This window comes from Rheinheimera sp. (genome assembly GCF_030824435.1).
Classification (GTDB): domain Bacteria; phylum Pseudomonadota; class Gammaproteobacteria; order Enterobacterales; family Alteromonadaceae; genus Pararheinheimera.
This window is the reverse complement of record NZ_JAVBXS010000013.1, coordinates 1-24,337: the sequence shown is the minus strand read 5'-3', so window position 1 is coordinate 24,337 and position 24,337 is coordinate 1. Positions and strand designations below refer to the sequence as shown.

Here is a 24,337-nt window from a genome sequence, read left to right as displayed (position 1 = left end):
CTGAGGCCAAAGCTGTTTTATAGTGCCGCAACGGCTTATTCGCTGTTGCGGCAACCTTATCAGGCGGTTTCCCTTAGTTTCAGCACTGCTGCCTGATTTGCGACTTCGACCGTGAGTTGCTGCTGGCGCTGTGCGCGTTGGCTTAAAGTGGCCATGGCTTCGTCTGTTGCAGTGGCGCTGGCGCTGATATGGTCCAGGGCACTGCCAATGCCCTGACTGCGTGCTGTTTCGGCCACACTGAGCTGGTACACCTCTGTGGTCGCTTCGGCAATACGGCATACAGCAGCAAGACTCTGGGCTAAAGCTTTGTCAGCCGCTTCGGCACTTTGCAGACACAATCTGGTACTTTGTTGTTCATGCAACAAGCCGCTGTTTGTTTGTTGCACCGACAAGGTCAGCTGGTTCAGCATTTGCTGAATTTCCAAAGTCGCTTGTTGCGTACTGCCGGATAATCGCCGTACTTCATCGGCGACCACCGCAAAACCGCGGCCATGTTCGCCGGCCCTTGCTGCTTCAATAGCTGCATTCAGTGCCAGCAGATTGGTTTGATCTGCCACCCCGCGGATAGTGTCCAGCACCTGAACTATGTTGGCGGCAGCCTGCTCCAGAGCCAGCATACTGTCGCTGGACGCGCTGACCTGCTGAGATAAATGCGCCAGCCGTTGTTGCATCTGCACCAGCTGTTCCATACCTACACAAGATTGGGTTTCGGCGTCTTTTGCTGCTTCGCTGGCTTGTTGTAACTGCAACTGCATACCTAAAAGCGCTTGTTGACTGGCTTGAGCGTCCTGATGCAATTGTAATAAAGCGCTTTTCTGGGCAAAGACTGCCTGTTGACACTGGTCGCTGATATTCAGTTGCTCGCTAGCCTGCAGCTGGCTTTGTACACCGGCACCAAGAAGTTTGTGTAATACCGCAGACAAACTACCAAATAACTGGTTCAGCGCATCGGCCATGGCTTGCAGCTCAGTTTCTCCCTGACGCTGGAAGTTGATTTGTAAATTGTGGCTGTCGGCGGCCTGACCTATAGCGCGGGCAAATTGCTCCAGCGGTGCCGCCATACTGCGGCCAAGACGCCAGGCAATCAAAAGGGATAATAACGTCAGCACCAGCACAGTCCCGACACTAAACCAAAGTGTTTCGCGGCGCAGCTCAGCCAGTCCGGCAAAAGCTTCGTTGCTGTCTTGTTGGGTTAATAAAGCGTACCTGCTCTGACCAATCTGCACCGGCTGATAATTCATTAAAACCGGCACACCTCTGTAGTCTGTGGTTTCAACCATAGCCGTTTTGCCTTGCAAGGCCGCAGTTACTTGTTCAGACTGAAAAGTCAGGCGGCCGGACAAACCAAAAGCGCCTTTTTGGGCGGCGAGTTCAGGGTACAGCTGATAAAAACTGTCCGGTGTTGCAAGTTCAGGCCGTAAGGCCGTCAGCAGTTTGCCATCAGGGGCCACCAGATAACTGTCGCCACTCTGGCCCAGGCCAATTTGTTGCCAATTTTGTTGTTGGGTCATTAAAGCGGTGAGGGCGCTGACAGGTAACTGTAACACCAGAACCCCCTGTGCCGTTGTGCTGCCGCTGATCGGGCTTGGTACCTGCGCTAATAAAAAAATCACCGGCATCTGAAAATAACCATCAAAAGCACTGGGTTCAGTGATCAACCAATTGGGTGTTGGACCTAAAGGGGACTTCAGCAAGTTTGTTACCGCTTTGGCAAGCATTGTGCCGGCAAATGCACCGTCTTTCAGTGAGCTGGCAAACACCGGGCTTTTATGCACTGAATACACGACATTTTGTTGTTGTGCGTCCACCAGATAAAGTTCCTGTAAGCCATAACGCCGGCTCACTTCGACAAAACTCTGGTGAAATCTTTTATGTTGTTGGGCATAAACTGAACCATCGGCTGCGTCGGTCAGACTTGCCAACTTGTCAGTCGATGCCGGATTTTGAGCCAGAAATTTATGTTGTAATAACAAGGTTTCAGTGCGGCTTTTGGCCAGCCATTGTGGCACATCAGGCACAAAATCCGGGTTGAGTTTGTTGGCGACTGGCAGATATTTTTGCTGATACCAGTGTAATAACTCCTGCTTCAGCGTTTCATCACCAGGGTTGCTGACTTCGTAACGATATGAACCAAAAGGCCTTTCCATTGCATACAAAGCTTCCTGCGTAAGCCTGTTAGCAGCCAGACTTAACAATAAATCACGTTGTGCATTCAGATACAAATCAAGCGCTTGTTCTCTGCCTCGTGCCACAGCGGTAAATTGCGCACTGACACTGTCATTCAGCGCCTGTTGTGCTTTATGTTGAGAAAGTGACGCTGTAGCGATCACCGCCAGCAACACGGCACAGATAGTGGCTGTTGCCATCACTGTCATAAACTTTATTGCAATCTTCATACAACCCCGGATTAACTATCGCAACAGATGCGGGGCAGCTTAGAAGTTGCAGATGACAACTTTATGACAAAAGCCGTTTGGATGGCTGGGACTGTGCAAATTAAATCTTTTTTTATGCAATATGGGCATAACCTTAGCTCTTTTTGTTATGAAATGACTTTGTTATAGTTGCGCTTATTTAATGACTGGCTGACACCGTTTTTTGCTGTGGTGATCAGTTGCCCTAATAAAAGCGAGACTTTTGCGGCTCGCCGGTCAGCAGCAGATGAGTTCACAGGAGAAAACAGATGACTCTGAAGGTTCAGGAGTTTTTCGACACAGATTCAAATACCTACAGTTATGTACTCTGGTGTGACAACACAAAACAAGCCGCCATCATTGATCCTGTGCTCAATTTTGATCTTGCTTCAGGCCGCACCAGCGCCCAAAGTGCGGATGCTCTGGTGACTTTTGTAAAACAACAAGCTTTAACTTTGTGTTTTGTGCTGGAAACCCACGTGCATGCCGACCATTTATCCGCCGCACCTTATATTCAGCAACAGCTGGGTGGTAAAACCGGTATTGGCAGCCGTATTTGTGAAGTGCAGCAGGTATTTGCCGGCATTTTTCGTGTGGGTGCTGAGTTTCAGCGTGACGGCAGTCAATTTGATTTATTGCTGGAGCATGGCGCCGAGCTGCCGCTTGGCCAGTATCAAATCAAAGTGATCCATAGCCCGGGTCACACGCCTGCTTGTGTCTGTTATCAGGTGGCGGACGCCGTTTTTGTCGGTGATACGCTTTTTATGCCAGATTATGGCAGTGCCCGTTGTGATTTCCCTGGCGGTGACGCCGCAACTTTGTATCAGTCGGTACAACAGCTGTTTTTATTACCGGACAACACCCGGATGTTTTTATGTCACGACTATAAAGCCAGTGGGCGTAATGAATTTTGTTTTTTAACCACAGTTGCACAGCAAAAACAGCAGAACATTCATTTACGTCAGGGCGTTAGTGAACAAGAGTTTGTCAGTATGCGTAAAGCCCGTGATGCAACGCTAAGTATGCCTAAACTGCTGTTACCGGCTGTGCAGGTGAATATGAGGGCAGGGCATTTTCCACCGGCAGAAGACAATGGTGTGGTGTATTTAAAATTGCCGCTGAATTTATTCTGAAAAGTTTAAAATATGCGGATATATCAGGGTTTTAAGGTTTTGCATGCACAACGGCCCCTATAAAAAATTGCAAGAACACAGTTCAAACAACAGCACTTTATTGGTTTGCAGCGATATTTTTGGTATCAACCCGGCGTTACAGGCGTTTTTTAAAGACTGGCGCGGTGAACTGCGGCTGTTGTCACCTTATACCAAACAACAGCATTTTTCCGATGATGAAAAGGCCTACCAATATTTTCAGCAACAAGGTGGTTTAGATAGTTACCGGCAAAAGTTACGGCAAATTCTTCAGCAACTGGCTATTGCGCAACAAACAAAACCACAAAAAGTAATTGCTGTGGGTTTTAGTGCAGGCGCAGCGGCGCTCTGGTGTGAATTGGGGTGCGGGCCGGCGCATAAATTGGACGGCGAACCAGAACAGAAACTGACAAGCAGCGCCGCAGCTAAGCGTCAAACCGCTATGATTCAGCAGGCTTTTTGTTTTTATGGTGGCCAAATCCGGCATTTTGCTGAATTAAACCCGGGCTGTCAGACTGAACTGATTTGGGCGCAAGAACGTCATTTTGATGTAAAAGCGCTGGCCAAAGCGCTGAGTGGCAAAGCCAATGTCAGTAGCAGGCACTGCGCTTATTCGCACGGTTTTATCAATCCAAAGTCCGGTGGGTACCACAAACAAGGCGCGGCTTATTATCAGCGCTGGTTGATGTCAAAGCTGTTGGGTGGCAAAGCTGCTTGATTACAAAGCTGGCAAATAGCAAAGCAACGCCAACAAACCACTTTTAAAACAACAGACCTCCCTCAAGAAGTGATCTGCAATACACCCATTGCAGCCAATATCTGCCGCTTTCAATTGCAAAGCCTTAGCAGGCTGCTTTTTCAGCAATTAAACATCAAAAGACTGCGAAAACCTTGCGGCCTGCTTTGTTACAGGTAACACTGCTTTATTAACGGTTATTTATATTGCGCTTTGGAATTTTCCCTGATGTTTCAATTGTCTGTTGCCCCAAAACACAAGACAAAGCCAGCTTATGCTGCTGATGTTTTTGCTGTTGCCAAACCGAAAATTTGCGCCTTCAGTTTATTGTTATTGCTGGCTGCCTGTTCAAGCCCTGTGACCACAACGCCAACACCACACAAAGCGCCCAAACCTGAGTTTCAGTCAGCACGCGGCCCGGCGCCTTTTGTGCATCCTGTGCCTGGTGCCCGTATCAGCTCGGCTTTTGCTAAATATATTGTTAAAAGCCGCAACAGACGCCACCACGGTGTTGATTTTGCCGCCCCTAAAGGCACGCCAGTCTATGCCGCCAGCTCTGGTGTGGTACTGAACGCTGATATGGGCAGTATGAGTGATGCTTTTGGCATGGCGGTGTTGATAGAGCATGGCGATAAACTGCAAAGCCTGTCAGCACATTTATCCCGGATTGATGTCAACATTGGTGATTTTGTGATGGCGGGCCAACAAATAGGGCTGGTTGGCGCAACAGGGCGTGCTACCGGGCCTCATCTGCATTTTGAACTCTGGCGCAACGGTCATCCACAGGATCCACTGCACTATTTACCGCAGCCAGAGCAGCGCCAAAGAGTCAGCGCGCCTTAACGCCACGCTTTATGCCGCTTGATGCCAAGGATAAAAAAAGCGCCCAAAGGCGCTTTTTTTATCCGCGTTTAGAAACTCTTAACGGGCATTGGTACTTTCGAAAATTTTGTCTGCAGAAGCTGCGACAAAACCGCGGTACAAAGTGCCGTCTGCTGTTGGGAAACGACGGGCAAACTCGTAAAAACAGCTTGGGATCATGGCGTTACCGTCGGTAAATTCCACTAAAGCTTCATCCGCCAGCGTGGATGATTGTTTTAACAATACATCTTTGCTGCCTTTAATTTCGCCGCCTGAGGTATTAAGTTCAAAACCGGCGTTTTTCAGCGCCTGATTGACTGAATCCAGCGTTTCAAAGTTTTGCAACGCATTCACTGACACTGTGAAGTGGTTAGCACGGAAACCCCAAACGCTCATCCAGGCGGCGTATTCACTTTCTGCCAACAAGGTTTGGTAGCTGGCCTGGTCAATAGTCCAGTGACGGCCTGAATACAGGAAGTTATCGGCGGTTACAGCGGCCGGATCCATTTGCGCCACCAGATTTTTGATGATCTGTTGTAACTCAGTTGAACATTTTTCCAGCAGCAGCTCGGAGATAAACACTTTTGGCTGGTTGGCGTCCGGATGTTCATAATGTTTGGCGTACAGTTTTTTCGACTCAAAGTGGTATTCACCACCTTCAACATAACCCAATGCCAAAAAGTGAGCGGCCAGCTTTTCCAGACCAATTTCAGGTAAGTTAAAGGTACGCAGTGCAATATGATCGTTAATCACGTCGTTTTGCTGCGAAGAGCCGAGCAGGGCATGAATTTTCTGCGCTGATGGAGTGACCGTCAGATAGTTTTCCCACAATTTGGCAAATAATTCATTCACATTGGTATGCATGATAAATCCTATATTAAACAGCAATATGGCTACAATTTTTAAAAAGCGGGGCAGTGTAACTACCTCGCTTGGGGTCTGCTTTGATCCAGTTAAAACTTTCGGTTTTTTAGCTGATCAGTTTTTAGCTGGATCAATGATTCACTAAATACTCAGTCCAGGGCTTAAAGTGGCTGGCAACGACACCGCCTGCGCTTCCACCGATGACACCGGGTAAGCACAATAATCCGCCGCATAATAAGCCGATGCTCTGTGATTGCCACTGGCACCTATACCACCAAAAGGCGCAGCGCTGGAGGCGCCGGTAATAGGTTTATTCCAGTTGACAATACCGGCACGGATACGGGCAAAAAAGTGCTGATAGTCGCTTTCAGCATCAGCCAACAAACCGGCTGACAAACCAAAGGCGGTGTTGTTGGCCTCAGCAATAGCGGCGTCAAAATCATCATAACGGTACACTTTCAGCAGTGGACCAAAATGTTCTTCATCCGGCAATGCTTTGGCATTTGTTACATCAATAATGCCCGGGCTGACAAAAGCAGCGCCTGCCGGCAACTGTTTTAGTTCCAGCAAAGAAACACCGCCGAGCGCCTGAATATCGGCCTGCGCTTTGACCATACCAGATGCTGCTTTTGCGCTAATCATAGCGCCATAAAATGGCTGATTGTCGGCAAAAGGTTCGGCTACCTGAATATTGCCGGCAGCGCTTAACAGCTTGGCCAAAATGGCATCACCATTGGCAGAGCGTTCAATAAACAAACGACGGGCGCAGGTACAACGTTGACCACTGCTGATAAAGGCCGACTGAATAATGTCATGCACTGCAGCGTCAATATTGGCGACATTTTTTACAATAAGCGGGTTATTGCCACCCATTTCCAGCGCCAGAATTTTGCCTGGCTGACCGGCATATTGTTGATGTAAATAATGACCAGTGCCTGAGCTGCCGGTAAAAAACAAACCGTCAATGCCAGCATGACCCGCCAGCGCTTTGCCTGTTGCTACTTCACCCTGCACCAGATTTAACACACCTGCCGGTAAACCGGCTTGTTGCCACAGCTGCACTGTATATTCGGCCACTTTTGGCGTCAGCTCAGAAGGTTTAAACACCACAGTGTTACCGGCAATCAGCGCCGGCACTATATGACCATTGGGCAAATGACCTGGAAAGTTATAAGGGCCAAAGACCGCCACTACACCATGAGGTTTATGCCGGATAAAAGCACGGGCGCCTGGCATTGGGTTTTCCACAGTGCCGGTCCGCTCATTGTGCGCTTTAATGGAAATGGCAATTTTACCTGTCATGGCAGCCACTTCAGTGCGGCTTTCCCATAAGGCTTTACCGGTTTCTTCAGCAATCACACGGGCCATTTGTTCGGTATTGGCTTTTAACTGCTCAGCAAAAGCTTCGACAATGGCAAGACGCGCTTCCAGGCTTAACTGCGACCAGCGATAAAAAGCATCGCGGGCACTTTGAATGGCCGTATTCACCTGCGCAGCATCAGCGTTTTGGCCTTGCCAAATCACGCTGTTATTGGCCGGATTGACTGAGCTGAATACTGGGCCAGCACCTGGCTGCCATTCACCATTGATAAACTGCACTGCGGTATTCAGCGCTGTTGCTTGATTCAACGCTGTCGCTTGAGATTGGGTAGGCTGGCTCATTTGGCACCTTTTTCCAGATTTAAATAACGAACAAAATCACCGTTTTGTACTTTGAGTGCGTCTGCAACTTCACTGCTGACCAGAAGCACATTCTGCTCGGTGCAAAGTTTGACATCGTCGCTAAAAGTGGCGCGAAAATTCACGCTGGAGGTGTTACACAGTGCCAGCACCACGCCGCCATGGCGTTTGTTGTCGTCTTGTTCAATACGGATTTCAATTTTATGGCTTTGGCGCACTGACTTAATTTGTTTCAGCTGCGCTTCCACTGTGGGGCCAGCATCAAATAAATCGACATAACCACGGTGGATAAAACCTTCATTTTCCAGCAGTTTTAACGCAGGTTTGGTGTTTTCGTGCACTTCACCTATCACTTTTTGCGCCGATTCCGGCAGCAAACTGACATAAATAGGGTGACGAGGCATTAAATCGGCAATAAAACCTTTGTTACCAATGCCAATTAAATGGTCGGCTGTTGGAAAGTCGATGCTGAAAAAATAAGTCTGTAACCATTGCCAGAACGGCGGTAAAGCGTTGTCGTCGGCAACTCCACGCATTTCAGCAATAACCAGTTTGGCAAAACGTTTTGGCTGCTCGGCCATAAACAAAAACCGCACTTTAGATAAAAAACGGCCATTGAGGCCAGCACGGTAAGGCTCACGCAAAAACAAAGTACAAATTTCAGACACACCAGTGTAGTCGTTACACATGGTCAGCACTTCCACCGGATTAAATACATTCAGCTCGTTGGAGTGGTGAATCACAGTGCTTTTATGAAAATGGTACAGCGGGTTGCTCATGCCAACCGAAGCTTCAATACCGGAGGTTCCCAGAATTTCACCAGTGCTGGTGTCTTCCAGTACAAATAAATAACCCTGGCTACCGGGTTTGTCGGTATCTACGGCAAAACTATGTTCTGAGTGGGCAATTTTTTGTTTTAATTTCTGCTCATTGACTGGCAGCGATGTAAAGCCAGCGCCTGATTCAATGGCAATTTGCATCAGTGCCGGGTAGTCCGATTGTTGGATCGGGCGGATCAATAACATCTTAGGTTGTCCTCAACAGAGCTTAAGCAAGAAGGTAAAAATACAAGGGCCCGCACCTTGCGTTTATATCTACGCAGGTCGGGCCCGTGTCAGCAATTAACCGGCTTTTTTCGCAGCAACCAGTTTGGCAATAGCAGCTTCAAATTTCGCCATACCGGCTTGAATGTCTGCTTCCGGAATAATTAACGAAGGTGCAAAACGCACCACGTTATAACCGGCCATCAGCACCAATAAACCTTCTTCAGCAGCCGCCAGCATAAAGTCACGCGATTTACCGGCGTAATCGGCGTGCAAAGCAGCACCTACCAACAAACCTTTACCGCGGATGTCGCTGAATACATGGTATTTTTCGTTGATGGCGTGCAGCGCATCTTTAAACAGTTTTTCACGGGTTTTGACACCGTTCAGTACTTCAGGTGTGTTGACGGTATCAAAAGCCGCTAAACCAACAGCACAAGCCAGTGGGTTACCGCCATAAGTACTGCCGTGCGTACCAACCACTAAATGTTTGGCAATCTCGGTGGTGGTCAGCATAGCGCCAATCGGGAAACCGCCACCAAGGGCTTTGGCTGTGGTTAATACGTCTGGCGTCACGCCTAAACCCATATAAGCGTACAGCTCGCCGGTACGGCCGACACCAGATTGTACTTCATCAAATACTAACAGTGCATTGTGCTGGTTACAGAGCTCACGTACACCTTTGATAAATTCAACGGTCGGGCTGATGATGCCGCCTTCACCTTGCAGCGGCTCTAATACCACAGCACAGGTTTTGTCTGACATCAGCGCTTTGAGGCTGTCGAGGTTATTGTATTCAGCGTGATCAATATCGGCAGGCTTAGGACCAAAACCGTCTGAATAAGCAGGTTGACCACCTACAGAAACAGTAAACAGCGTACGGCCATGGAAACCTTGTTTAAAAGCGATAATTTGGGTTTTTTCCGGCCCAAAGTTATTCAGCGCTACACGGCGTACCAACTTTAAGGCGGCTTCGTTGGCTTCAGCACCTGAGTTGGCAAAATATACTTTTTCAGCAAAAGTGTTATCAACCAGACGTTTCGCCAGCATTAAGGCTGGTTCGTTGGTCATGGTATTGGACAGATGCCAGAGTTTATTGGCTTGTTCGGTTAATGCTTTGACCAGCGCCGGGTGGCAGTGGCCTAAACAGTTCACGGCGATACCACCGGCAAAATCGATAAATTCGCGACCTTGTTGATCCCAGAGTTTAGAACCTTCACCACGGACCGGAATAATCGGAGACGGCGCGTAGTTTGGAACCATGACTTCATCAAATAAACTTCTTGTAACCTGCATTTGTAACCTCTGGATTCAGTTGTAAACCGGTTGTGCCGGTATTTTTTGGGGTATGCCTTTATTATATTGAGCAGAACCTCCAAAATGCAGTAGCATTATTGACATATTTTATGTTTATTCAGTCAATTTGACGGTGAAGGCGAGCAAAATGCTAAGTAAAGAAGACGAACGTTTACTTTCTATCCTCAGAACCAACGCCAGAACCAGTGTGTCGGATTTAGCCAGGTTGTTAAATTTGTCCCGTTCTACTGTACAAACCCGCATTGCCAGACTAGAGCAAACCGGCGTGATTAAAGGTTATGTGGTGGAATATGGCGACAAATTTGTCAGCACTTTGGTGTCGGCCCATGTGTCTATTAAGGTGAAACAAAAACTCACCACCAAAACCAATGTAGAGCTGAAACAAATCCCACAAATATCAGAGCTTTATGCCATTAGTGGAGAATACGATTTAATCGCCGTGGTGCAGGCACAAAGTACAGAGCAGCTCAGTCACTTATTGGATGATATTGGGAATCTGGATGGGGTAGAGCGCACAAATTCTGCGGTGGTATTGGAAACCAAATTTAAGCGCTAGACGTAATAAAACAACATAAAACAACAATGTGAACCATTTGTAGCGCTTTCAGGCAAAAGTCCGACCAGTTGGATGAAATTTTACTACGGGGCGCTACAACAGGTAAACTCTCGGTAATTTTCCGCCAGATGGCCACCAGATCAGGATTTTTATGCGTCAATCAGAGCAAAATACCCCTTTGTATATTCCTTACGCCGGTCCGGCATTATTGGAAACGCCGTTATTAAACAAAGGCAGTGCTTTTAGCCGTGAAGAGCGCGCTGCTTTTAACCTGACAGGTTTATTGCCGCCGCGTTATGAAAGCATTGAAGAGCAGGCCGCCCGGGCTTATATGCAATATTCGTCTTTTGAAGAGCCGATTAACAAACATATTTATCTGCGTGTGGTACAGGACAACAACGAAACTTTGTTTCACCGGTTATTGCAAAACCACTTAGAAGAAATGTTACCTATCATCTACACCCCAACAGTGGGTGATGCCTGTGAGCGTTTTTCTGATATTTACCGCAGCGCCCGGGGTTTGTTTATTTCTTACAGCGACCGCGACCAGCTCGATGACGTACTGCGCAGTGCCACCAAGAAAAAAGTCAAAGTGATAGTAGTCACCGACGGTGAGCGCGTGCTGGGCCTTGGCGATCAGGGCATTGGCGGTATGGGCATTTCTATTGGTAAGTTGTCGTTGTACACAGCTTGTGGCGGCATCAGCCCGGCTTATACCTTGCCGGTGTGTCTGGATGTGGGCACTAATAACGAAAAACTGCTGAACGACCCTTATTACATGGGCAACCGTCACCGCCGTATCACAGGCGATGAATATTATGAATTTGTTGATAAATTTATTAAAGCAGTGAAACGCCGCTGGCCTGAAGCTATGGTGCAGTTTGAAGATTTTGCCCAGCCCAATGCCATGCCGTTGTTAAAACGCTACCGCGACCAGATCTGCTGTTTTAACGATGATATTCAGGGTACTGCAGCTGTGACTGTCGGCACTTTATTGGCGGCCTGTCGTTCAAAAGGTCAGCAGTTATCCAGCCAGAAAGTGGTGTTTGTTGGTGCAGGCTCAGCCGGTTGTGGTATTGCCGAGCAAGTCATCAGCCAGATGGTGTCTGAAGGTTTGAGTGACGCCCAGGCGCGCAGTCAGGTCTATATGGTGGACCGTTTTGGTTTATTGACCGATGGCATGAGCGACTTACGTGACTTTCAGCAAGCGTTGGTACAACAAAAAGCCGCTATTGCCGATTGGTCTTTTAGTGGTGATTATGCCTCGTTGCGCGATGTAATGAACTGCGCCAAACCGGATATTCTGATAGGTGTGTCCGGTGTGGCCGGTTTATTTACTGAAGCTGTGGTCAAAGCGATGAAAAAACACTGTGCTTTGCCCATTATTATGCCGCTCAGTAACCCTATTAAGCAGATTGAAGCAAGACCGGAAAAAATTATTGAATGGACAGAAGGCCAGGTCATTATCGCCACCGGCAGTCCGTTTAAACCTATTGAATATCAAGGAAAATTCTACCCGATTGCCCAGTGCAACAATAGCTACATTTTCCCTGGTATTGGTCTAGGTGTGCTGGCGGTAAAAGCCAAACGCATTAGTGACGATATGCTCAGAATCGCCAGTGAAACTCTGGCGGCGGCTTCACCACTGGCCAATACAGGCGAGGGGGGTATTTTGCCTCCGCTAACCCAACTTGCAGAGTTATCCAAAAAGATTGCTTTTGAAGTGGCCAAGGTTGCGATGCAACAAGGCCATGCGCTGGAACTGGACGACGAAAGTTTGCAGAAAAAAATTGATGCAAATTTCTGGAAACCAGAGTATCGCCAGTATAAAAGGGTCAGCAGCTGATTAAGTTGGTTTCTAACTCTGAGTTCCCAAAGCGAAGTTGACGAAGGGAAACGCTGTGACAAAAAGCCTGATGTTTATCAGGCTTTTTTGCTGAGCAGGCATCAACGAATGCTAAATAGCAGGGGCAGGCTTTTTCAGAAAAAAGCGATTTAAATTTATTCAAAAAAAACATCAGGTTAGATGCTGTTTTTCACTTTTGGCTTTATTATTTTCCGCCAGCACCAACTTTTTTGCATACCGCTTCGACTATGTCTGTATCAAACAGAGCTAAATCAGAGTCCGGAGCCCATTATGTTTTTAAATCCTACCCAACCTAAATATCTGCTGAGCCTTTTATTGTTATCTGCTTTAAGCCAAACAGCGGCCTGTAGCAATGCAGTTATGGCCAACACAACGACAAAATCAGAGGCAGCTTCTGAGGGATACCAGATGCAAGTGCTGAAGGATTGCAAAGTGCAGTCAGAGCGGGCGCTGACGCCAAAAGAAGTGCAGCTGTATCAGGAGCTGCAGCTGGCCGAGCAACAGATGAAACGGCTGGAAGTGCCGTTGAAATCGATGGAAATTGAGTTAAAACAACATAGTACAGTGTTGGAAAAACTCAGCAGCGACATAGAACAACAGGCATGGCAACAAGGCGGGCCAGATCCTGAACTACTCAAAGCACAAGCCGAATACAGCAACAGAATGAGCGCTATAGTCGACAGCCATCAGGGCGATATCGCGGCTTTATCTTCACAAGGCAACTATATAGCGCAGGTGGCCGGTGAGTTTGAACTTTTAGTGGTGAAACCTCTTGGCAAAGGTAATTTTGATCAAATACGGATTTACCAACAAGGGCAGCCAGCGCCAACAGATTGTCAGCACGGGATGTTTTTTTCCAAATCCAGCTAAAAGACCGCCGCTGATAAGATAGAACAACTCATATTGTCCGGCGTAAGAATTTAACTTACGCCGTGGCTTTGTGTTAGGCGCGCTGATTTATGCAGCTTTTGCTGACAGCGGTTCTGGCCATCAAGAAAACCATTGCACATCAGGATTTCTCAGGTAAATACCGACCAAATCAAACTAAGCATCCGCATTATTTCAGTCTTTCTGCCAAATAATGATTTAAAGCAGAAAATAGTTGTATCCAAAACCGCTGTTGGGTCGTATCTGTTGCAAACAGTCAACAATAAGGAATGTATATGACCCCGCAACAACAGTTGCTTGAATTGCTGCGTGCCACTGCTTTGGGCGACCGCAAAGCGTTTGAACAACTCTATCAGGCAACTTCAGCAAAGCTGTTTGCCGTAAGCCTGCAACTGATGCGCCGTCGTGATTGGGCCGAAGATGTGTTGCAGGATGCATTTATAAAAATTTGGCACAATGCCGGCGATTACCATACCGAAAAAGGCACTGTGATGACCTGGATGATCAGTATCACCCGGTATCGGGCGCTGGATCTGTTAAAAACCCGGCATATGAAAGCCGAACATATAGAACTCGACAGCGACTGGATGGAAGCACTGCATACAGGTGAATTTGCCGAGCCTTTATCCGACAAAGCCCGTCTGGAGTTTTGTATGGAAGGACTTGAAACCGATCACCGTCAGTCCATTTATCTGGCCTTTGTCAACGGCCTGTCTCATCAGGAAATTACCCAATATATCAATGCGCCACTGGGGTCTATCAAAAGCTGGATCCGTCGCGGTTTAGTCAAATTAAAAAGGTGCCTTGAAGCATGAATTATCAGCAACAGGAACGACAAGATGCATTGGCGGTCAGCTATGTGTTGGGCGCGATGAAAGGCAAAGCCAGGCTCAGATTCCAGGGGCTATTAATGCAAGATCCAGAGTTGCGTCAGACAGTCTGGCGTTGGGAGCAGCATTTTAACCCTGTGGTGGAGCGGCTAAAACCGGTATCGCCAGATGCGAAGGTCTGGCAACAGATCAGCTGGCGTCTGGGTTGGCAGGCACCAGCCAAGCCACAACGAAGTTACTGGAAAGAACTGACAGTACTTGCAGCAGCCGCTTGTTTTGCGCTGGTGTTGCTGATACCGCGACAGCAGCCAACCTTAGCAGAGCAAGTCGCTGTGGTTCAAAATAGCCAAGCCGAAGCGTTGTGGCTGGTGCAGTGGCAGCAGGGCACCTTAACAGTGCAGGCCACGGCCGCAGTAAAAGCCCTGACCGATGCAGATTATGAACTCTGGATGTTACCTGCAAATGGCGCCGCACCTGTCTCCCTGGGTTTATTGCCACAGCAGGACCAGCGACAGTGGGCATTGCCAACAACGGTGGCTGGTGTTCAGATCGCAGCCCTGGCAGTCAGTCTCGAGCCAAAAGGTGGTTCGCCCACAGGTCAGCCGACCGGGCCGGTACTACATACTGCGCAGCTAGTTCGTTTGTAAGTGCTTAGTTTTATTGATTAAACAACAAAAAAGGGGCGGTAGATAACGGCCCCTTCTTAATGCTCAAATACCGACCTGGATGCGGAAAAAGCAGGCGGCAGCTCCCGGCCAGAACGCCGCTCACCATAAGCGGGCATCCCTGCTGAGCTCATTCCAAACCACTCAATCTTCATCACACCATGTTGTAACGACCTTACGCCCAGTCATTCGTTGTTTAGTGCGGTTGCAAATATTTTTAAATTTATTTTTATCAAACTGCATCCAGCAGAAAGGCTCTGTAGTTACTACTGCTGCATTGTGCAAAAACAGAGGAATGACTCCCATGAAAACCACCACTACTGCCTTGTATTTAACAATTGTCACCTGTAGCAGCTTAGTCTGGGCTTCCAGTCACCGTGAAGCGCCGAATATCACAAGGTTACCTACAGTAGACTCAACGGACTTTTACTTGTTTAACAGTTATGAAGCGGGCCGGAATGACTATGTCACTGTGCTCGCAAATTATATCCCGTTGCAGGACCCACAAGGCGGACCTAACTATTTTGCGTTGGATCCAACCGCCGTCTACAGCATTCACATCGACCAGGATGGTGATGCTGTTGAAGACCTGACCTTTCAGTTTCGTTTTTCGCAAAGTCTGGTTAATGGCAATCAAGGCGTGAAGCTCCCGATAGGCCCGGCAGGCCAGCAAAAGATGATTGCAGTGCCACTGAAAAACGTCGGGGGCATTGGCGCCGGGAATAACAGCGCATTAAATTTTGCCGAGCGTTATGAATTAAGGTTGGTGAATGGTCCACAAGCCGGTAATGCGGGTACAGTGTTGCCTTCAGGTGAAGCCGACGGTCTGTATACCAAACCTTATGATTATGTCGGTGATAAAACTTTTGGTAATGCCAGCGCCTATCAAGCCTATGCCAATCAATACCAGTATGAAGTGACATTACCAAACTGCACCGCAAAAGCGCGGGTTTTTGTCGGGCAGCGTAAAGACCCCTTTGTAGTTAATCTGGGTGAAACCTTCGATTTAGTGAATTACGTGCCTGTTGAAGGCGACAGTGCGCCTGGTGCAGGCGATGCGGCTGGTTTCCCCGGTGGCATCACGCAGCAGAGTGCAAACGATGATTTGCGCGGTAAAAATGTCACAACACTGGCATTGGAACTGCCTAAAACCTGTATTACCGGCTCTGGCAATGGTGTTATTGGCGCCTGGACGACCGCCAGTTTGCCGCAAGCGCGGTTATTAAATCCAAAACCTGGTTTTGATAACACCGAAAAAAATGGTGGGGCTTTGGTGCAAGTGTCCCGCCTCAGTAATCCGCTGGTAAATGAGCTGGTGATAGGTGTGGCAGATAAAGATAAATTTTCTGCCAGCGCACCTAAAGATGACACACAGTTTGCAGATTATGTGACTCATCCGAGCTTGCCCGCTTTGTTAAATATCTTATTCCGTGATGCGGTGAACAGCACTTTAGGCACAAGTATCGCCGATTTAGCCCCCACCAATTTCCCGCGTAATGATCTAGTCACAGCTTTTCTGACCGGTGTGCCCGGCGTAAATCAGCTCGCGAAAGTCAGGCCGTCAGAAATGCTGCGGTTAAATACCAACATTGCGGCGACACCGGCAGCGATGCAGTCAGCTTTTGGGGTGGCAGGTAACGATTTAGCAGGATTTCCAAATGGCCGCCGGCCTGGGGATGACGTAGTGGATATTGCGTTACGCGTGATGATGGGGGCTTTATGCCACGATATTCCGGTCAATGGCAAAGCCACTAATTTGGGGTTGTGCAAACCCAGTGATGCCGCTGTGGGCAATGTACCATTTACCGACGGTGCGCCATTAAATGCCAGCATGCTGGACAGCAGCTTTCCCTATTTGCGTACGCCCCTGGCAGGCTCGCCAAACTAAGGAGAACATCATGAAATATTGCTATTTGGTGTTGCTGAGTCTCACCCTGGCCGGATGTAATTCCGACCGTACCGAAGCTGTAAAAGTAAACAATACGCCTGTTGTGGGGATGAATGACTTTAGTCTTGTCACCGATCAGAACCTGATGGTGCAGTTAGTTGCCACAGATCCGGATAACGACAGATTGAAGTTTTCGTTACAAAAACCGCCGTTGCAAGGGGTAGCGACTGTGGACGAGCAGGGCAAACTCAGCTATCAGCCAAACAGTGAATATACCGGCACTGATCAACTGGAAATATCAGTCACCGACGGTACTTTCAAACTGACTGGTGTCGTCAATATTCGCATCAACCGGGCGCAGGTCTCGTATCTGCAATACAGCCGGCAAGCTTTTGGCCGTAACGCCATACAAAGTCCTTTATCGTTAAATGGGCGTGACTTCACGGCCGATGCAACGCAATACAGTGACTATGCCGATCTTTTACAGCCATAAACCTGGCATCCGCGGCAGCACTAAGGTGCTGCTGCGGAGTTTAGTCCGGCAGAAAAATGCAGCGTTTTGGGAGAAAGAATCCATGGCAATATTCAGTCAAAGCACCGGTCTATTGTTGGCCGGATTGCTAATAAATACGGTTGGAACCGCTCAGGCGATGGAACCAGATATTCTAATCGCAGCCGCAGCACCGCCTGTTACCCGGCATACTGAAACAGCAGCAATTTCGATGTTGATGCAACAAGCTCGTTTGCCAGGGCAAAGTAACTTGATTCAGCAAGCGCTGATCCGTTTTTCCAGGCTTGAGCCGCAACCCAATGCCGGTTATTGGCTACTGGCGGCCGATATAGCGCAGCAACAACATCAATTTACCAGGGCGAAAGCTGCGTTAGAGCAGGCGGCACAGCTGCAACAACAACCACAAATTCCTTTGATGCAGGCGCGGATTGCGCTGGTGGAAGCAAAACCAGAACAAGCAATGCGGTATTGCCAACAACTACTGACACTGCAGGAGCTGTTTTTATTTGAGCTTTGCAGTCTGGAGGTGGCGGGTCGCAACGGGCAGCTGGCAAATAGTTATCCACTATTACAACGAGTGGCAAAGCGTAATGATATTCCTGCTGAACTAAGGTTGTATTTACAAGCGGTATTGGCCGAACAAGCGGAGCAACTACAACAACCTGTGATAGCGGCTCAGCACTTAGAGCCCTGGTTGGCACAAGCCCCTGTGCCCATATGGCTGAAATGGGCCGATTTATTGATGACAACAGCACCGCAGCGCGTGTATGCCCAATTGAACAAGCTGGCTCACGAACTGCAGCTGGAAGATGCTTTGTTATTGCGGTTGGCAAGAGCTGAGCAGCTTGTCAAAGCGGGCAACCGGCATTTGGCTGCGGTCACTGAACGTATCGCACTGCGGGAAAGGCGGCAAGATCTATTACACAGCGCCGACTTAACTTATTTCTACTTATTTCTGCAAGCCGATAATGCCAAAGCGCGGCGTTATGCCTTTATCAATTATCAACAGGCAAAAGAGCCGGACGACCTCAAACTGGCGCAGCTTAGTGGCTGGACCCAAACGGAATTAGCGTCGTTAACAAAAAAGGGCATTTTATGAAACCTCTGCTTTGTTTGAGCCGGGACTTTTTCTTGTATTGCGGGTTCTTTTTCAGCAGTTTGTGCAGTATGCCCACGCAATCCCATAGTTTAAGTACGGGTTTTGGCGAATTACAGCCAGGGCTCAGCTTAACATTGCAGTTGGCGTTATCCGATCTGCAACTGGCACTTCAATGGCCAACTCACCGGGATCTGACCTGGTCAATGGTTAAAAGCCAACACCAACCAATTCAACATTATTTGCAGCAGCGCTTGTTGAACTATGACGCAGCACGTCAGCCACTGGCTTGTGTCTGGCAAAGTGATCCCACGCAATGGCAATTGACCCTGATCCAGCAACAATATTATTTACAGCTGAACCTTAAAACTGACTGTCAACACAGCCGCTGGCTGCACTACCAATTGTTTAGCGAATTGCATGAACATAAAGCCTTGATCAAAACCCCGCAGGGTGAGCAGGTGCTTTCGGAGGCAAATCCATGGCTTGCACTGTAAAACGACATCGCCCACTGCGCTGGCTGAGTGGGCTTGGATGTTTTGCACCTTTTTTGTTGCTGGCCGACGGCTTGCATCAGATGCCGGACGAAATCATTGTGATCCACGGCAAAAAGTTATTTCAAAACAAAGGAGCACAAGCCGGGCGAGTAGATTTGCAAGCAGAAGATCATGGTTTATTACGTACAGGTGACATTCTGGAATCAGTGCCCGGACTAGCGGTGTCCCAGCACTCAGGCTCGGGTAAAGCCAACCAATATTTCCTGCGGGGGGTTAATCTGGATCACGGTACTGATTTTGCCACCAGTGTTGATGGTATACCCGTGAATGCGCGTAGTCATGGCCATGGTCAGGGTTATACAGATCTCAATTTTTTGATCCCGGAATTATTGGCGCAGCTTGATTATCAAAAAGGTCCGGTTGATGCGCGCTCAGGCGACTTTGCCAGTGCAGGTTCAGCGCAGATGTCGTTAACAGATCAGATAGATCCACAGCTTGGGGTTACAGTGGGCCCCTTTGGTTACCGACGTTTGCTGGCAGCAGGCACTTTAAAAACGGCCGAAGGCCACTGGCTGAATGGTGCTGAAGCACAAAGTTATGATGGCCCATGGCAGGGCATTTCTGAAGACGTCAAAAAATACAATCTGTGGTCCCGGTATTCGGAAGATACCATCGACAGCTACTTGAGTCTGACATTGATGGCGTATCAGAACCAATGGAATGCAGCTGATCAAATCCCGGCGCGACTGATAGCTGCAGGTGTGAGTCGGTTTTATGCACCGGATGAGGGCGCTGGCGGAGATAGTTATCGTTATAGTCTGAGTTCACAGTGGCAAAAAGAGGACTGGGCACTGCATCTTTATGCATTACAAAGCCGGCTTAATTTGTGGTCGGATTTTACCTATTTTTTGCATGATCCTGTTGCTGGTGATCAGTTTTATCAGTTAGATGATCGCCGGCAGTGGGGCGGAGAATTAAACCGGCAGAGTAGCCACTTTGCAGGTTTTGGTCAGTGGCATCATCAATATGGCCTGCAAGTCCGGGTCGACAACATAGCGCCGGTCACTTTGGCGCAAAGTCAAAACCGTCAGACCCTGGCGGTGGTCAGTACTGATAGTATCGATCAATGGTCAACTGCGATATTTAGTCAGCAACAATGGCTGCTCAGTGATAGCTGGTCTGTAGAAACCGGGCTGCGTTATGATTGGATGGCGCTGGAAGTCAGGGATCTGTTGACCAGGGCAGACAACACTGAGCAGCTGGCTGACGGTATTGCCAGTGTGCGCGCCGGCATCCTCTATCAGACGGATATTCAGCGTTTGGCGCTGCGATATGGCCAGGGCCTGCATTCGAATGATGCCAGAGGCATCATTGAACAATCCGCAACTGAAAACATGCCTTGGGCAGGTGCACAACCGGTTTGGTCGCGAACCCGTCATCTGGAATTAAGCTGGCAAGCCGCTGTTGGCAAGTGGCAAACATCTGTCAGTCTGTGGCACATGTTGTCAGCGTCAGAGCTGCTGTATGTTGCCGATGCGGCAGAAACCGAACTTCAGGGTGCCAGTCGGCGTTTGGGTATCGAAGGGACTTTTGAGTATCAATGGAACCACCAGTGGTCCGCTGGTGTTGAGTATGCATTGACCAAAGCGCGCTTGGATAACCCGGCAGAAGGACCTTATATTGAGGGCAGTGTGCCCGGTATTTTTGTGGCCAGGCTGCGCTATCACAGCCATGATAATTTACAGTGGCAACTTAAAATTCGTCAGCTGGGGCCGCGGCCGCTGGACTCAGCCGCAAAACAACAAACGGCGTCTGGCACTCAGGTATCAATGCAGTTCGGTGGTTTGTGGCAACAATTAAGCTGGCGACTGGAGTTTTACAATATGTTAAACAGCAAAGCCGCAGATATGCAGTACTTTTATGAATCGCGTTTGGCCAGTGAAGCCAAGCCGGTTGCCGACCGGCATATTCATCCGCTGGAACCAAGCATGTTACGTTTAAGCCTGAGTTATATGTTCTGAGCCAGTTAGGTTAAACAGTTGGCAATATAATGTTGTATCTTCGGGGGTTAGAGGATTTTTTTAAATTAGAGACGCAGCAGTTGTCTGAAATGGGCCCGGTATTGCACCGGGCCCTTCATTCAACCACAACTTTGGTCAGACTAAGCTGCCTGCTTTGTTTTTTAGCGCCAAACGGGTACGGTGTGCACCCAGCAACAACAAGGAGGTCAGCATGAGCACTGCAGGTGCTGGTGTTGGTACTGCGACCGGGTTTTGCACATTGATGCTGACACCGGCCCAATCCGGGCTTTGCATGTCACCACTTTGACCTAACAAACCCAGGTAGTTTGCATCCAGTCCCAGCACAAATTGGCCAGCAGTTCCGGCCGTAAACTTCAGCATGGCGAGCACAAAACCACCTTGTTGTTGTGCCATCAAGGCGTCCATATCTGCAGCCCAGTCGGCATATTCTTCTAACGACAGTTTGCCATTAAAAAGGTCGTGCGCCGAATACGCATAAGAGCCAAAACCATCATTAAAACCATTGCCAAAAGTCCAGCTTTGCAGCCACAACTGCGCAGGTTGATATTGCAACGCCAGAAAAAAACCGTTCAGGGTTTCACTGGCATTATTGACTTTGATCCAGGCAGTGACAGTGTCACCGGTCTGGTATTGTTGCTGGTCGGTTTCAATGCTGATAAGTGTGGCGTTAGCCGCTGTACTTAACAGCGTTAAACAGGCGCCAGCGACCAGGCCAAAGAAAGTGTTTTTAAATAACTTCATAAAATTCATTCCTGTTATTGTTGGATTTAAGCTGCAATAGCGCAACGTGGTAAATCACAGAGTTTGGTCATGGCCGGCACATCACGCTGATCAACCCTTTTGTCGAGGTTAAAATCAAGATCAGGTGTTAAGTCGGTTTTGCTGCGTAGCCGCTGATTAAAAAGCTCAACATCTCTTTTATCCACAGCGCCGTTTTTGTCCAAGTCGGCAGCACGGAACGGGTTTTGCTGACAAATGCCCTGACCTGCGACGACACAATCCAGCCATTGGTGAAATTCGATGTCAAAATTGGTGCCCCAAGTGCTCAGAATGTCCTGATAAGGGGTGTAAACCGGCAATTCGGGTAAATCGACCTTAGGCTGACCGCAAGTCCATACCCAGTTGCCGGAGCCCCAGGCGCTGTCGTCATATAACCAGCTCCAGTTATTGGCAATGGCATCTGGTTTGTAACGCCAGCCCCAGTCAAAACTGCAGGCTTCGGTTGAAATGGCATATTTGGCGGCACGCAAGGTCGGTAATAGCGGCTGGTCAATATCGGCACGGTGACGCTCAAACATAAAACGCACTGCCAGATAACCCCAGTGATAAGTGCGGGCTGTATTGCTATTGGCGTAGGTGGTCTGAAATAACTCACTGAGTTGATAGTTTTTATTAGGGGCAGCAGCCAATGCTTTGACATTGTTGGTCGGTTGTGACAGATATTCAGCCAAACCTTCACCCCACCAGACGGAGTTTTCCGGCTGATCACTAAAACTGCCCCATTGGTTAAAACGGCCATCCAGATAATGGATATATTCGTGTTCTAAATTCCACACCACAAAAGAAGGCAACAACCAGGTGGCCTGATAAGCAATAAAACGTGCCTGATTGTCCGGATCGGACGGAGTGCCTTCTAAATACATACCGCCGTTGTTGGTGTCTATACCAAAAAACTGACCAGCGTAATTCTGATAATCGGTCGAAGATTTAAAAATCACCATTTCCAGCGCGCTGTTGTTGTCATTGGCCACAGGCTTATTGGCTTGGGTGGCAAAAGTCTGGTGAAACAAAGTTTCTTCAGCGGCCAGTTTCTGACAAATTCCGGCGAGGTTTACTGCACTGATTTGCCCCTGGAATCTGAGTTTTAGCGTAGGACCACACTGATGACTACCTGATAATACGGTGCTTTCCAGATCAAACTGACAGGCATTACCATATTGGGCACAGTTGGCACTGTCGTAGGTTTTGACCATACCCTGCGCATTCACCCAGGCTTGTGAACCAATACCGCCATAGCTGTAGTTTGACAAAATATATTGCATCGCAGGGCGGACAGTGTCGGCTACAGTACCCCCAAGTTTCAGCAGGCGGCCCAGTTCAGTCACCGCATCGTTCAACTGATACTCACGGGTGTGACCCAACAACCACTGACCGTCATTCAACACAAAATCACGCAGTCGGGTGACTATTTGTGGATGTGCAGCCAGCGTCTGTTCAAGCGCAACTCCACCCATATTTACCGCATTAAAATAATGAGTGAGAATTTGGGTCATGCCGTTTTCTTCATAGGCAATACCCCAATCATTGTTGCGGTTGACGGTACTGGCGTAACCTTGCAGCGCTTCGCTAAAACGCGGCAGGAACTGTAAAGCGTCTGTAGCTGAACTTCGCACTAAAATCAGCATTTCATAACGCAGAAAATAATTGCGGGAATTAGTGCCGGTAAAGTTTACAAAATGTTCGCCGGCAAAATACTGGTCAAATGCCTGTTGCAGCATTGTTTTGTAATTGGCAGCAAAGGTACGGCCTGTTGACGATTCAGCCCAGTGCATAGCACGCAGATAAGTGACCAGTTTTTCCAGCACGACAGCACCGCTGGCATCAGAACCATCAAAACCAACCAGTTTTTCATTGATAGCTGTGGCGATAGTCAGAATTTTGCTGTCAGAAAAGTGGGCGCTACCCACCAGACTGGCATCATAAAGTTTATATAAACAGCCAGTCAGACTGGCGTTACTGACCGCATGAACAAGGTCGTTACCGTATAGATTTAACAAATCGGCCGGGCTGGTACAGCCAGCAGCTGCCTGTGTCGCTGCATTGTTGTATTTTTGTGTTGCCACAGTAGAAAAACTTTTTTTATCAGCAAGATAAAACTCCTGATCTGCAGCAGGGCGCCAGCGTGTGCTCAGCTCAAGACCGTGTTTTTCGGCGTAAATTTTTGCCTGAACCTTTTCAAATTCGGCAGGGGACATTAAACGGGGTGGTGCAACAACAGCGCCAGACTCTGGCATGTGGTTTTGCTGCGACAAGCGTTCTGTCAGATGTTGACGTTGTAAATCGAGGCTGATCTGGCCGGGGTGCGTCAGTTGCACCTGATCCTGCGCCATAACCAAACCGCTGCTGAGCAAAAGCGGCAGCAGCTTCAGATGGGATTTCATAAAGGCATGTTCCTTCCTGTGAGTCATCGTTATAATTGTGTTACCTGCGCAGGTCTCATTAAGTTAACACAACATATATTGTATACAATATATCCAATTGAGTTTATTTAGTTTTGCTTCGTTGTTTTTTTGCTGCTTTTAGTTATAAACAACCCTAAAATTGCAAAATAAAATCTATAACGGAAACAGCTGGTGCTGATCAGTTGCAGCAACAGGCTTTGTATTGCTCAAATCAACAGACCTTTGCAGATGGTGTTGCGGGCTTAAAGG

The 24,337-nt window shown here is 48.3% G+C and carries 20 protein-coding genes; 13 read left to right on the top strand and 7 right to left on the bottom strand.

Annotated elements, in window-relative coordinates; genetic code table 11:
- Positions 1-59: 59 nt before the first annotated feature.
- Positions 60-2,396 carry a methyl-accepting chemotaxis protein gene (locus tag RCH83_RS01445; protein ID WP_306518315.1) on the bottom strand — a complete coding sequence of 779 codons (2,337 nt, stop codon included), beginning with the start codon at positions 2,394-2,396 and terminating at the stop codon, positions 60-62.
- A 287-nt stretch (positions 2,397-2,683) separates the two neighbouring features.
- Between RCH83_RS01445 and RCH83_RS01440 the strand changes: the two genes are divergently transcribed.
- The 3 genes from RCH83_RS01440 (at position 2,684) to RCH83_RS01430 (ending at position 5,144) form a co-directional block, all read left to right on the top strand.
- A complete protein-coding gene (locus tag RCH83_RS01440; protein WP_306518313.1) occupies positions 2,684-3,547 on the top strand; it encodes an MBL fold metallo-hydrolase in 864 nt (287 codons plus the stop codon).
- A 43-nt stretch (positions 3,548-3,590) separates the two neighbouring features.
- Positions 3,591-4,283 (top strand): hypothetical protein, encoded by a 693-nt coding sequence (locus RCH83_RS01435; protein WP_306518311.1) that lies wholly within the window; start codon positions 3,591-3,593, stop codon positions 4,281-4,283.
- A 246-nt stretch (positions 4,284-4,529) separates the two neighbouring features.
- Positions 4,530-5,144, top strand: a complete 615-nt coding sequence (locus tag RCH83_RS01430) for a M23 family metallopeptidase (protein WP_306518309.1) — start codon at positions 4,530-4,532, stop codon at positions 5,142-5,144.
- 78 nt (positions 5,145-5,222) lie between these two features.
- Here RCH83_RS01430 and RCH83_RS01425 read toward each other — a convergent pair whose 3' ends face one another.
- From RCH83_RS01425 to RCH83_RS01410, 4 genes are all read right to left on the bottom strand, one after another.
- The gene (locus tag RCH83_RS01425) at positions 5,223-6,026 is read right to left on the bottom strand and encodes a DUF1338 domain-containing protein (RefSeq protein ID WP_306518307.1); all 804 of its coding nucleotides are present in this window, start codon (positions 6,024-6,026) and stop codon (positions 5,223-5,225) included.
- Between the two features lie 141 nt (positions 6,027-6,167).
- Positions 6,168-7,688: a succinylglutamate-semialdehyde dehydrogenase gene (gene astD, locus RCH83_RS01420; RefSeq protein WP_306518305.1), complete on the bottom strand. Its 1,521-nt coding sequence runs from the start codon at positions 7,686-7,688 to the stop codon at positions 6,168-6,170.
- A complete protein-coding gene (gene astA / locus RCH83_RS01415) occupies positions 7,685-8,731 on the bottom strand; it encodes an arginine N-succinyltransferase (RefSeq protein ID WP_306518303.1) in 1,047 nt (348 codons plus the stop codon). The genes astD and astA overlap by 4 nt, the downstream gene beginning before the upstream one ends.
- 96 nt (positions 8,732-8,827) lie before the next feature.
- Positions 8,828-10,045, bottom strand: coding sequence for an aspartate aminotransferase family protein (locus RCH83_RS01410; protein WP_306518301.1), 1,218 nt, complete (start codon positions 10,043-10,045; stop codon positions 8,828-8,830).
- Positions 10,046-10,193: 148 nt separating this feature from the next.
- Between RCH83_RS01410 and RCH83_RS01405 the strand changes: the two genes are divergently transcribed.
- From RCH83_RS01405 to RCH83_RS01360, 10 genes are all read left to right on the top strand, one after another.
- On the top strand, positions 10,194-10,622 hold the full coding sequence (locus tag RCH83_RS01405) for an Lrp/AsnC family transcriptional regulator (protein ID WP_260656461.1): 429 nt from the start codon (positions 10,194-10,196) through the stop codon (positions 10,620-10,622).
- 151 nt (positions 10,623-10,773) lie between these two features.
- Positions 10,774-12,468, top strand: a complete 1,695-nt coding sequence (locus RCH83_RS01400) for an NAD-dependent malic enzyme (protein WP_306518299.1) — start codon at positions 10,774-10,776, stop codon at positions 12,466-12,468.
- Between the two features lie 429 nt (positions 12,469-12,897).
- On the top strand, positions 12,898-13,359 hold the full coding sequence (locus tag RCH83_RS01395; protein ID WP_306518297.1) for a hypothetical protein: 462 nt from the start codon (positions 12,898-12,900) through the stop codon (positions 13,357-13,359).
- Between the two features lie 293 nt (positions 13,360-13,652).
- Positions 13,653-14,192, top strand: coding sequence for a sigma-70 family RNA polymerase sigma factor (locus RCH83_RS01390; protein ID WP_306518295.1), 540 nt, complete (start codon positions 13,653-13,655; stop codon positions 14,190-14,192).
- Complete coding sequence (locus RCH83_RS01385) at positions 14,189-14,854, top strand: anti-sigma factor domain-containing protein (RefSeq protein ID WP_306518293.1); 666 nt, start codon at positions 14,189-14,191, stop codon at positions 14,852-14,854. The genes RCH83_RS01390 and RCH83_RS01385 overlap by 4 nt, the downstream gene beginning before the upstream one ends.
- Positions 14,855-15,176: 322 nt before the next feature.
- Positions 15,177-16,760, top strand: coding sequence for a DUF4331 domain-containing protein (locus RCH83_RS01380; RefSeq protein WP_306518291.1), 1,584 nt, complete (start codon positions 15,177-15,179; stop codon positions 16,758-16,760).
- Between the two features lie 10 nt (positions 16,761-16,770).
- Positions 16,771-17,253, top strand: coding sequence for an Ig-like domain-containing protein (locus RCH83_RS01375; protein ID WP_306518289.1), 483 nt, complete (start codon positions 16,771-16,773; stop codon positions 17,251-17,253).
- Positions 17,254-17,482: 229 nt separating this feature from the next.
- Positions 17,483-18,370: a hypothetical protein gene (locus tag RCH83_RS01370; RefSeq protein WP_306518287.1), complete on the top strand. Its 888-nt coding sequence runs from the start codon at positions 17,483-17,485 to the stop codon at positions 18,368-18,370.
- 68 nt (positions 18,371-18,438) lie between these two features.
- Positions 18,439-18,864 carry a hypothetical protein gene (locus RCH83_RS01365; RefSeq protein WP_306518285.1) on the top strand — a complete coding sequence of 142 codons (426 nt, stop codon included), beginning with the start codon at positions 18,439-18,441 and terminating at the stop codon, positions 18,862-18,864.
- Positions 18,849-20,885, top strand: coding sequence for a TonB-dependent receptor (locus RCH83_RS01360; RefSeq protein ID WP_306518283.1), 2,037 nt, complete (start codon positions 18,849-18,851; stop codon positions 20,883-20,885). The genes RCH83_RS01365 and RCH83_RS01360 overlap by 16 nt, the downstream gene beginning before the upstream one ends.
- Positions 20,886-21,020: 135 nt before the next feature.
- Here the strand turns inward: RCH83_RS01360 and RCH83_RS01355 are convergent, their stop codons facing one another.
- Both RCH83_RS01355 and RCH83_RS01350 read right to left on the bottom strand, forming a co-directional pair.
- Complete coding sequence (locus RCH83_RS01355) at positions 21,021-21,647, bottom strand: hypothetical protein (RefSeq protein ID WP_306518281.1); 627 nt, start codon at positions 21,645-21,647, stop codon at positions 21,021-21,023.
- Positions 21,648-21,673: 26 nt separating this feature from the next.
- A complete protein-coding gene (locus RCH83_RS01350) occupies positions 21,674-24,067 on the bottom strand; it encodes a collagenase (protein ID WP_306518279.1) in 2,394 nt (797 codons plus the stop codon).
- Between the last annotated feature and the right edge of the window lie 270 nt (positions 24,068-24,337).

Coding starts and splice junctions, on each gene's coding strand:
- RCH83_RS01445 (WP_306518315.1), bottom strand. CDS start 2,396: ATGAAGATTGCAATAAAGTTTATGACAGTGATGGCAACAGCCACTATC.
- RCH83_RS01440 (WP_306518313.1), top strand. CDS start 2,684: ATGACTCTGAAGGTTCAGGAGTTTTTCGACACAGATTCAAATACCTAC.
- RCH83_RS01435 (WP_306518311.1), top strand. CDS start 3,591: ATGCACAACGGCCCCTATAAAAAATTGCAAGAACACAGTTCAAACAAC.
- RCH83_RS01430 (WP_306518309.1), top strand. CDS start 4,530: ATGTTTCAATTGTCTGTTGCCCCAAAACACAAGACAAAGCCAGCTTAT.
- RCH83_RS01425 (WP_306518307.1), bottom strand. CDS start 6,026: ATGCATACCAATGTGAATGAATTATTTGCCAAATTGTGGGAAAACTAT.
- astD (WP_306518305.1), bottom strand. CDS start 7,688: ATGAGCCAGCCTACCCAATCTCAAGCGACAGCGTTGAATCAAGCAACA.
- astA (WP_306518303.1), bottom strand. CDS start 8,731: ATGTTATTGATCCGCCCGATCCAACAATCGGACTACCCGGCACTGATG.
- RCH83_RS01410 (WP_306518301.1), bottom strand. CDS start 10,045: ATGCAGGTTACAAGAAGTTTATTTGATGAAGTCATGGTTCCAAACTAC.
- RCH83_RS01405 (WP_260656461.1), top strand. CDS start 10,194: ATGCTAAGTAAAGAAGACGAACGTTTACTTTCTATCCTCAGAACCAAC.
- RCH83_RS01400 (WP_306518299.1), top strand. CDS start 10,774: ATGCGTCAATCAGAGCAAAATACCCCTTTGTATATTCCTTACGCCGGT.
- RCH83_RS01395 (WP_306518297.1), top strand. CDS start 12,898: ATGCAAGTGCTGAAGGATTGCAAAGTGCAGTCAGAGCGGGCGCTGACG.
- RCH83_RS01390 (WP_306518295.1), top strand. CDS start 13,653: ATGACCCCGCAACAACAGTTGCTTGAATTGCTGCGTGCCACTGCTTTG.
- RCH83_RS01385 (WP_306518293.1), top strand. CDS start 14,189: ATGAATTATCAGCAACAGGAACGACAAGATGCATTGGCGGTCAGCTAT.
- RCH83_RS01380 (WP_306518291.1), top strand. CDS start 15,177: ATGAAAACCACCACTACTGCCTTGTATTTAACAATTGTCACCTGTAGC.
- RCH83_RS01375 (WP_306518289.1), top strand. CDS start 16,771: ATGAAATATTGCTATTTGGTGTTGCTGAGTCTCACCCTGGCCGGATGT.
- RCH83_RS01370 (WP_306518287.1), top strand. CDS start 17,483: ATGTTGATGCAACAAGCTCGTTTGCCAGGGCAAAGTAACTTGATTCAG.
- RCH83_RS01365 (WP_306518285.1), top strand. CDS start 18,439: ATGCCCACGCAATCCCATAGTTTAAGTACGGGTTTTGGCGAATTACAG.
- RCH83_RS01360 (WP_306518283.1), top strand. CDS start 18,849: ATGGCTTGCACTGTAAAACGACATCGCCCACTGCGCTGGCTGAGTGGG.
- RCH83_RS01355 (WP_306518281.1), bottom strand. CDS start 21,647: ATGAAGTTATTTAAAAACACTTTCTTTGGCCTGGTCGCTGGCGCCTGT.
- RCH83_RS01350 (WP_306518279.1), bottom strand. CDS start 24,067: ATGAAATCCCATCTGAAGCTGCTGCCGCTTTTGCTCAGCAGCGGTTTG.